Consider the following 9331-nt stretch of genomic DNA (forward strand, 5'->3'; position numbering starts at 1 on the left):
TGTCGTGAATGTACTGTTCAGCCGATGTTTTCTCGATAGGCTGATGAGCGCTGATCGGACGTATCTCACGCCACCATGGAACGGGGAAACCAGTGATCGCACTGCGAGGAAGGTCGTTAGCCGCAGCAGTAGTGGTGTCCATGACGATGGCGTTGGCCGCGTGTACGTCCGCTGAATCGGCGCCCGAGGTGGGCGCCAACTACGGCTCGGACGGAACCGCCGTCGACTACCGGGAGCCGGTGAAACTGAGTAGCCGAGATGGTGTTCTCGAGGTGCGCTTGTCCGCTCATCAGGGAGTGATTCCGCTCGATACCGCTTCGGCGCCCGTGTCGAATTTTCTGCTCTTCGGGTACGAGGTCATCCGCGGTACGGCGTCGGACGGATCGACCTCGGCGAGTGACGTCTATCCGGCGCCGACTCTCCGCGTCAATCCCGGAGAGCGATTGATTATTCATTACGACAACGATTTGCAGGATCTCACGATCGAGGACTTCTACGATCCGGCATTCACACCGGCGGGCGGGGACGTGCCGATCTATCCGCCGGCGCTGACGTCGGCTCCGCTGAATCTGCACACGCACGGAGTGCACGTGAGTCCGGACGGCAATGCGGACAACGTGTTGCTCAACATTCCCGCCGGCCAGGGAAACGTGTACGACTACGCGATTCCGGGGACGATGCCGAACGGTCTCTACTGGTACCACAGTCACCGGCACACCCTCACCGCCCAGCAGACGTACATGGGCTTGGCCGGGCTACTGGAAATCGGCCGGCCGGACGGGAATTTGCCTGTCGTGACGGCAAACGACGTTCCGATTCGCGATATGGCACTGCAGTACAACTTCGTATTCGACCGCAAAGGAAAGGGCCGGCAGCTCAACGACGCGAACTGGCCCCAATTCGTCAGTACGTTGACGCCACCCGCCGGTACCGAATTAGCCGACGGGACGTACCGTCCGAGCCTTGCTCCGGTGAATTTCTCGGACACCACCGAGGGCGCGCAGTATTTCACCAACTGGTACGCGGGACCGTTGTCCCCGGCCAATCATCGTGGACAGAATCAATTCGTTCCAGGCAATCTGCAGAGCTTCGTGGGTGAATCGACGAGTGTTCCGGCCGATCCCTCACTGCCGGACAACCAACGCGATGTGCAGTACACCGTGAACGGTCAGTTCCAGCCGTCGCTGAAACTGAAGCCGGGGCAGACCGAGATCTGGGTGCTTGCCAACATCAGCGACTTTGCCTACATGCCGGTTACGTTGACGGAAACCGCAACCGGCACCCATCCGAAGTTCGCAATCGTGGGGCAGGACGGAAACCCGTTCGACGAGGTCAGGCCACCCGTGGACGGGGACGGAACCAGGCTGGTGATTCCGCCGGCCTCGCGCTATGCAATCGCCGTGACGATGCCGGAGTCCGGCGATCTGGTGCTGGAGATGCCACCGCTGGAAGGTGCGAAACCGGTGAGCAATCCGGGAATTCTCTATACCAACAACGGTACCGACAATCCGCCCGCCGAACTCGGAACCGTCACCGTCGACCCGTCGGTGATCAGTTACGCGGACAGATTCTTCACGTTCCCGACTCAGCAGTTGATCCGCGCGACGCCAGACGAGGGCGAAGGGAAGACGACTCCCTTCGAGTTCGGACAGAAGCTCGATACCTACACCTCGTTCGTGGATACAGCAGCGATGACGCCCGACGTGACCCGCAACCTCACAGTGTCCGGTGGGTTCGGAAACGAGAAGGCCAGCAACAGCGATCCGAAGGCCTTCACCTACGAATTCGCCGACAACACGTTCCCCAACATCCCGCTGATTCAACCGCGGCTGAATTCCGTTGAAGAATGGAAGATCACGAACCTCAACAACGACGAACACCCGATGCATATTCACGTGAACGACTTCCAAGTGATGGAAGTCGTTGATCCCGTCGCAGGGACGACGACAGGGGTTCAGCCCTGGGGGATCGACAATGTAAACGTGCCTGCTCCGGTGACTGACGAGAATGAGAATGCTCTCGAGCCTGCGTCAGTGACGTTGCGAACGAAGTTCACCGAGTACACCGGAACCTTTGTGATTCACTGCCACCGACTCAATCACGAGGACAACGGTTTGATGGCTACCGTCAACGTGATTCCCGAGGTATCGACGTATGCCGTCGCGATACCTGGTTCGGCCGGCGTGCCCGCCAAGGTGCAGATATTCGATGCCAACGGCGACAAACTGATCACCGCTGTGACGCCCTTCCCGTCGTTCGAAGGCACCCCGAGTGTGGCGATGGCGGACGTGAACGGAGACATGGTGCTTGATCTGGTCGCTGGAACAGGGGCAGGCTCGGCTCCGGAAGTGGTGGCGTACAACGCAGTCGGCGGCGTGCCGTTCACCGACGAGTTGGCAAGATTTGCGCCCTTCGATGTGGGTTTCCGCGGTGGAGTGAACGTCGGTGGTGTCGACATCGACGGAAATGCACTGGCAGACAACATCATCGTTGCATCAGGCCCGGGGATGGAGTCGCAGGTCAAGATTTACTCCACCGACCTTCCGGCGGACAAGAGGTCCGCACCCGCAGAATTCGGTTCGTTCTCGCCGTACCCGGGATCGAGTAGCGGAGTCACGTTCGCAACCGGAATGGTCGACAGTCACTCCGGTCGAGCGAGCATCGTGACAGCACCCGGTGCGGGCGAGGAGCCGTTGATCAAGACGTTCCGCTACGACCTGTACGAACCGACGGCGGCTGCGCAGGGCGACTCCGATGAACACGCAGGTCATACGGTTGGTCCGGTAACGACATCACAGTTCTTGGCCTTCGACCAGGGCTACCGCGACGGGGTGTCTCTGTCGACGGGTTGGGTGGCCGGCGCCGAGGGTGGCGCAAAGTCGATAGTGGCAGGCATGCTCGGAGGAGAAGGATCAATCCGCGTCTTTTCGAGTGGATCCAGGCTCGACGGTGCACCCGAGATGTACCTCGAGAGTCCAGATCACCATTCGACGGACGTGGCATTTCGGGAGGTTGCAGCTTTCGACCCGTTCACCGCTCCAGGGTCGGGTGTGGGAGTGGCCACGACGAGCACGACTACCGGCGCGGATCTCCTCGTCAGCGGCAGCAACGGAACGGGTGCCGAAGTTCGGAAATTCACTCTCGGTCGTGCCGATCCGTCTGCGACCACACTGACACCGACGCTTGTAGGAACGCTTCCGCCCTATCCCGTCGGCGGGGGAGTTCTGCCGCTCGGTGCTCGATGATCAGGTTTTGAAATTTTCTGAAAGTAGTTACATATCAACCGGTCTCGAGTTCGATGTTTCTTGAAACCTGTCCGTTATGTCTCTGGCTATCGAAAGTATGTTCGATTAAACTTTGAGCATGGACAGTCGGGAAGCGTGGCAACTGGATGGCGAGGGCCTCAAGGGTGAGGTTCTGGATCTGGTGCGTGTCCGGCACGAGTTGCAGTCGCGGTTGGTGTTGCTGATCGTGGAGATGTTTTCCCGGGAGGTTCTCGGTGGGAAGGGTTTTCGGGCGATCGCGCAGTGGTTGCATGGTTCGACGAATTTGGAGATCGGTGAGTGCAGTCTGCTGGTCGGGTTGGCGCGGTTGTTGATGCTCGAACCTGTTGTCGCGGATGCGTTTCACCGGGGTGACGTGGATGCGTTGAAAGCGCGTCAGGTGGCGTCGTTTTGTCAGCATCCACCGAAGAACATGACTCTGGCAGATGTGGACAAGGCTCGCGGGATTCTGCTTGGTCTGGCGTCGAAGAACATCGCGGATTGTGATGCGGTGCGGGCGGCGATTCGGCGGATCGAGAAGCAGTACGGAAAACGCGAGGACGGTGTTCCGGTCGGTGAGGATTCGGAGCGTAACGAGTTCTACGCCTCGAAAGGCTTGTACGGGCGGGTCACGGTGAAGGGCGATTTGGATGCTGTGAACGGGGCCCGTCTGATCACGTTGTTGTCGAGTTTGTCGGCTCCGACACCGGTGAAGGACGGCGTGAAGGACACCCGTACTCCTACATTACGGCGGGCGGACGGGTTTTGCGAACTGTTGCGCCGGTATGAGCGGGCGGGGTTGGGCCCGGTCGAAGGCGGGGTGAAACCGCACATCACGGTGACTGCGTCGGCGAAGGACTTGACGGATCTGCAAGCGTTGAAAGACCTGCTGCCGTCGACGGAGGAACTCGGATTCGCGTGGACGGATTGGGTGGGCCCGATCAGTATCGATACTGCGCGGATGTTGGCGTGCGACTGCACCGTGACGCGGATCTTGTTGGACGAGAAGGGTGTTCCGCTCGAGTGCGGTAAGGAAGCGAGAACGGCGACGGTGCCGCAGCGGCGTGCGTTGGCGGTTCGTGATGGTGGGTGTGCGTTTCCGGGGTGCGGGACTCCGTCGGGGTGGTGCGATGCTCATCATATTGTTCATTGGAACGATGGTGGTCCAACAGATCTCGACAATCTGATCTTGTTGTGCGGTCATCATCATCGGACGATGCACCACACGGAGTGGCGGGTGGAGATCGGACCGGATCGGAAGTCGGTGTTCTATCCGCCGATGTCGGTTGATCCGTATCAGCAGCCGATCGGCGGGAACAGCCCGCCGACGGCCGCCTGAACGGGCATAACTGGAAATGCCAGCGTATGCACCGGGGAAGAATCATGCCCCGGTACATGCGCTGGCATTTCGCGTTCTGGAGAGCTCAGGGCAGCGACCAGAACTGAGTAGTCACCAGATAGAAGACGACCACCCAGAACAAGGTCACCGCAGCGACGATCGCCACCCCTTGCGCGTTGGTTTTTGCGACAGGAATCCCTGGAGGTGGACGCAGCCAACGGTGCAGGAGCCGATTCACGTAGTACGGCATCGTGAAGAAACTCATGATGAAGCTCGACAACAGGTTGCCGATCAACAATCCGAGCCAGAGTGGCAGCTTCAGCGGTGACAGCGCCAAAGTTAGCAAGACGACAGTCGGGTAGAGACCGACCCAGACCGCGATCGAGGTTTTTGTCTCCGAAGGTGGAGGGGCCTCGTTTCCGTTCTCGTCGAAGGCAAACCAACTGCCGAACGAATTGTCCACGGTTCGCAGTTCGAAGTCGTGGAACTTGCGACCCTCGGCGAGAAGCTGTTGTCGCTCAGGGGAAGTCAGCCACGTGTCGAGATGGGCAGCATTGTCGAAGCGATACAGCAGGGTCCACTCATCCTGCACACCGTCGACTGGGCGAAACAGTTCGGTGCCGCGGAATCCGTCGAAAGCACTCTCCACCTCCCGAAGGCGATCCTGCCAGGCAAGGAACTCGTCGATACTGTCGTCACCTACTCGGTGCGTCACTACGACAGTCAGCAGTGGGTCCGGAGGCCTGATCCCGCCGCTCACTACCTGCTGCGTGGCCGGGCCGTCGAAGAACTGACGACCGCTGTCGAGGTAGTCCTGCCTCGTCGCGCTGTTGATCCACGCTTGAACATGAGCGATGGAGTCGAATCGGTACACGATCACCCAATCAGGTTGGGTGGGCGTCGGAGCCGCGATTTCTGCCCCGAGGAAGCCTGCATAATCTGCGGCCGCCCGGTTGAGATCTTTCTGCCAGACCTCGAATTCTTTCTCCAGTCCGGCACGCACTCGCTGGCCGATGATGACCGTAGCGGCGCTGTCCGCCGATGTGTTCGCGGTCATCGGTTCAGGCCTGAGTAGATGCGTTCCGGGGTGAGCGGTAGTGACCGGAATCGTGACCCGGTGGCATCCTGCAGTGCGTTCGCCAAAGCAGGGGCAACCGGATTGATGCAGCACTCCGCCATGCCCTTGGAGCGGAGTGGGCCGACGGAGTCTGATGACTCGACGAGGATCACCTCGGTGCGTGGGACATCTGCATAGGTCGGGATCCGGTAGTTACGTAGATTCGGGTTCGTCATCGCGCCGTTTGCGTCTACGTGGAAGTTCTCGGTGAGTGCGAAGCCGATGCCCTGGGCGACGCCACCTTCGATCTGTCCCCGCACCTGCGCCGGATTGATGATCACCCCAGCGTCGGTGGCTTGGACACTGTAGAGGATGCGGATCTCGCCGGTGATGCGATGGACGGCGATCCGGAAGCCATGAGTGTTGGACACCACGCTGCGCGGCGACCCGTACGCTTTCCGTGCTTCGGTGAATCGGATCCCGCGCGGGCGTGCAGCCTCGAGTAACTCTTGCAGTGTTAATCGAGTACTACCGCAGACGATCTTGTCGTCGTCCATCGAGCACAGGTCAATCGAGACGCCGGTGTGATGTGCGGCGAAGGCCAGTAGTCGATCGCGGAGCGCATTCGACGCGCGGAGTACCGCGTTCCCAGCGACAAACAGGCCGGCGCTGGCGAAAGCGCCTGTGTCGAAACCGGTTCGGTCGGTGTCCGACTGAATGATTCGTACACGTGACGGTGTTGTGCCCAGCTGATTTGCGGCGATCTGCACGTGGGCCGTAGAAGTTCCCTCACCGAATTCGACTGTGCCGATAGCAAGTTCGTATACACAGTCTTCGCCGAGGGTGAGCCAAGCCTCGGAAATGTGCTCGGTGGGTGGCGCGGTCTCATGTAGTGAACTGGCAGTACCGGTGCCGATCAGCCAATCGTCTCCGAGCGAGGGAACCGGTTGGCGCTTCAACGCTGCGTCGATCAGATCGACGCATTGCCCCAGTCCGTCTTCGGTGAAGATCACGTCGTCTGGGCCGTCTTCGAGTGCGACGAGTGAATCGCCAGGTCGGACGATATTGCGTCGACGCAGTTCGAGCGGATCCATGTTCAGCGCGATGGCCAATTCGGTCATGGCCGATTCCACGGCAAAGGCCGGTTGAGTCATCCCGTACCCACGCAAAGCGCCGCTCGGGACGTTATTGGTGTACACGGAATACGCATCGAACTTCTTGTTCGCACAGCGATAGAGCGAGACTGCCGCGCCGCCGGCAAAGAGTGTCTCTCCGCCGTGGTTTCCGTATGCACCGGTGTTCGAGACGTTGCGATAGTGGAACGCGGTGAGTGTCCCGTCCGACTTTGCTCCGAGCTTGATTGTGAGTTTCATCGGATGACGCGGTGACGCGGTGGTGAACTCTTCTTCTCGGGTGAATTCGAGGCAGACGGGACGACCGGTGTCCAGGGTGGCGAGCGCCACCAGATCTTCGCTGATCACTTCCTGTTTTCCTCCGAACCCGCCGCCCACGCGTTTGCAGAACACGCGCAGCTGATCCGGGCGGAGGTCGAAGAGATGGGCGAGTTTGACCTTGGCGATGGAGGGGGACTGCGAACTCGTGCGAACGTGAAGGCGTCCGTCTTCCATCCATGAAATCGAACCGTGCGTCTCGAGATGTGCGTGCTGCACTCGCGGCGAGAAGTAGGTGCCTTCGTGGATGACGTCGGCCTCGGCGAACCCGGCCTCGACGTCGCCCACGTGACCGTGAAGTTCGAGCAGGATGTTGTGCTCGGGATCTCGAACAAAGGGATCGTCGGATCCGTGCAGGGCTGGAGCGCCGTCGGCCATGGCCTCTTCCGGATCGAACACGGAAGGCAGGATCTCGTAATCGACCTTCACCTTCCGACGGCCTTCTTCCGCAGCGACGACGGAGTCGGCGAGGACGGCCACCACCCGCTGACCCACGAACCGCACGACGTTGTCGAGGATGTACGTGTCGTCCGGATCAACAAGGTGGTCGGTATGAATTGCCGTTGTAAAGAGCTTGCGCGGCACGTCTTTCCAGGTGTACACGCGATGGACACCGGGGACGGCGAGCGCCTCGGTGGTGTCGATGGAGGTGATGCGTGCATGCGCGTGGGGCGAGTGCAGCACTTTCAGGTGCAGCATGCCGTCGATCGCGGTGTCCATAGTGTATTCGGCTCGGCCGGTCACGACGTCGGTGGCCGCCGGCGCCCCGACGCTGGTCCCGACCGCCTGTCCGGGGAGGGCAACTTCGACAGCGCCGACACCGTTGACCGCGTCTTCGATGGATCGGTAACCGGTGCAGCGGCACAGGTTTCCCTTGAGCGCTCGCGGCAAGTCTTCTTTCTGCGCGTCGGTGAGCGCCGCGGAGGTCATGATCATTCCGGCGGTGCAGAACCCACACTGAAAGCCGGGTGCATCCCGGAACTGTTGCTGAATCGGATGGAGATCTTCGGGCGTACCGAGTCCCTCGATCGTGGTCACCGCGCGACCGTCGGCGCGAAAGGCGGGCGTGATGCAGCTGTGTATCGGCGCTCCGTCGAGCCACACTGTGCACGCCCCGCAGTCCCCGCCGTCGCAACCCTTCTTCACCCCGTGGTGTCCGAGGTGTCGAAGAAACGTCCGGAGACACTGTCCCGGGAACGGTTCCTCGTCGAACTTCCGGTCGTTCACCGTGTAGCTCATGACTGGCTCCCCGTGAGTTCGATTCGGAGCTCGTCGGCGTAGTGACGGGCGAGGTGCAGGCGGTGGTCGGGGGTTCCGTTGGGATCGTCGAACCAACTGTCGGCCGAAATGGAGTCGACAGCTCGTCGCAGAGAGTGCTCGTCCGGCATCGTGTCGAACGTCAGCCGTATCGGATGCGTAGTGCCGGCGGTGATGGTGACGTGAAAGTCGTCGGCTCCCGGAGTCTGCGTCGCGATCATGAAGATCGTCGAACGGCCGAGGTGCGTGAGACTGAAGCGGCGGTGGGCGTGGCGTTTGGTGAGCGCGTGCACCGGGAACTCGATGCTCCGAAGAACTTCGCCCGGCTCCAGGACATTCTGGTGGTCACCGGTCACGAAGTCGCACGCGTCGACGGTCCTCACTGTTCCGGCGGTGGCCCACAGCGTGAAAGTAGCCTCGAGTGCAACTGCCAGGGTGATCATCGGTCCGGCGGGAAGCGACATACAGATGTTCCCGCCTACGGTGGCCGAATTCCACACCTTGAAAGACGAGAGGAAGTACTCGCAGCTGACGCGAATAAGTGGACTCGCACCCCAATTGTCCGGCGGGACAAACGCATACAGTTCGGCAACGGTGCACGTAGCTCCGACACTGAAATGAGTCGCGCCGACCTCCAGTGGTGTCCACCCGAGCGCGGTGAGGTCGACGAGTCGACGTGTGTCGGGTTGTTCCGCTGAGAACAGCCACGTTCCTCCCGCGAGCCAGGCGTCGCCGGGACGCCACACGTCCCCTGGGCGATCCGGTGGTCGGCGTATCACGTCGGTAATGGTGGTGATGTCCATGCGCCTGCTCCCCTCGGGGGATGTGTCGTCTCGGAGTGGGACATTACCGAGGTGACGGGACACATTCACACTTTTAGTGCATATCGGGCACGTGAAACATGGGCGATACGTACGTGACATCGCCTGGTGGTCCGTGCATGTGCTTGCCGATTCTGGGTACG

At 60.7% G+C, this 9331-nt stretch carries 5 protein-coding genes; 2 read left to right on the forward strand and 3 right to left on the reverse strand.

All coding sequences use genetic code 11. The annotated features are described in order from the left end of the window. Window positions 1-140 precede the first annotated feature (140 nt). Complete coding sequence (locus AC3WQS_RS18590; RefSeq protein ID WP_492713301.1) at window positions 141-3245, forward strand: multicopper oxidase family protein; 3105 nt, start codon at window positions 141-143, stop codon at window positions 3243-3245. A gap of 118 nt (window positions 3246-3363) precedes the next feature. Next, window positions 3364-4602 carry an HNH endonuclease signature motif containing protein gene (locus AC3WQS_RS18595; RefSeq protein ID WP_492713299.1) on the forward strand — a complete coding sequence of 413 codons (1239 nt, stop codon included), beginning with the start codon at window positions 3364-3366 and terminating at the stop codon, window positions 4600-4602. 85 nt (window positions 4603-4687) lie between these two features. On the opposite strand, the gene AC3WQS_RS18600 is transcribed toward AC3WQS_RS18595, so the two are convergent. From AC3WQS_RS18600 to AC3WQS_RS18610, 3 genes are read right to left on the reverse strand one after another with little or no spacing between them, the layout of a single operon-like run. After that, entirely contained in the window at window positions 4688-5659 is a 972-nt protein-coding gene (locus AC3WQS_RS18600; protein WP_029255495.1) for an antibiotic biosynthesis monooxygenase, read from the reverse strand. Beyond that, window positions 5656-8349, reverse strand: coding sequence for a molybdopterin-dependent oxidoreductase (locus tag AC3WQS_RS18605; protein WP_046378654.1), 2694 nt, complete (start codon window positions 8347-8349; stop codon window positions 5656-5658). The genes AC3WQS_RS18600 and AC3WQS_RS18605 overlap by 4 nt, the downstream gene beginning before the upstream one ends. Next, window positions 8346-9170, reverse strand: a complete 825-nt coding sequence (locus AC3WQS_RS18610; RefSeq protein ID WP_021333613.1) for an FAD binding domain-containing protein — start codon at window positions 9168-9170, stop codon at window positions 8346-8348. The genes AC3WQS_RS18605 and AC3WQS_RS18610 overlap by 4 nt, the downstream gene beginning before the upstream one ends. Window positions 9171-9331 lie beyond the last annotated feature (161 nt).

It is taken from the genome of Rhodococcus sp. FW305-130 (genome assembly GCF_058788335.1).

What these genes read in the sequence shown, in the direction of transcription:
- AC3WQS_RS18590 (WP_492713301.1), top strand. Translation starts at nt 141, where the DNA reads ATGACGATGGCGTTGGCCGCGTGTACGTCCGCTGAATCGGCGCCCGAG.
- AC3WQS_RS18595 (WP_492713299.1), top strand. Translation starts at nt 3,364, where the DNA reads ATGGACAGTCGGGAAGCGTGGCAACTGGATGGCGAGGGCCTCAAGGGT.
- AC3WQS_RS18600 (WP_029255495.1), bottom strand. Translation starts at nt 5,659, where the DNA reads ATGACCGCGAACACATCGGCGGACAGCGCCGCTACGGTCATCATCGGC.
- AC3WQS_RS18605 (WP_046378654.1), bottom strand. Translation starts at nt 8,349, where the DNA reads ATGAGCTACACGGTGAACGACCGGAAGTTCGACGAGGAACCGTTCCCG.
- AC3WQS_RS18610 (WP_021333613.1), bottom strand. Translation starts at nt 9,170, where the DNA reads ATGGACATCACCACCATTACCGACGTGATACGCCGACCACCGGATCGC.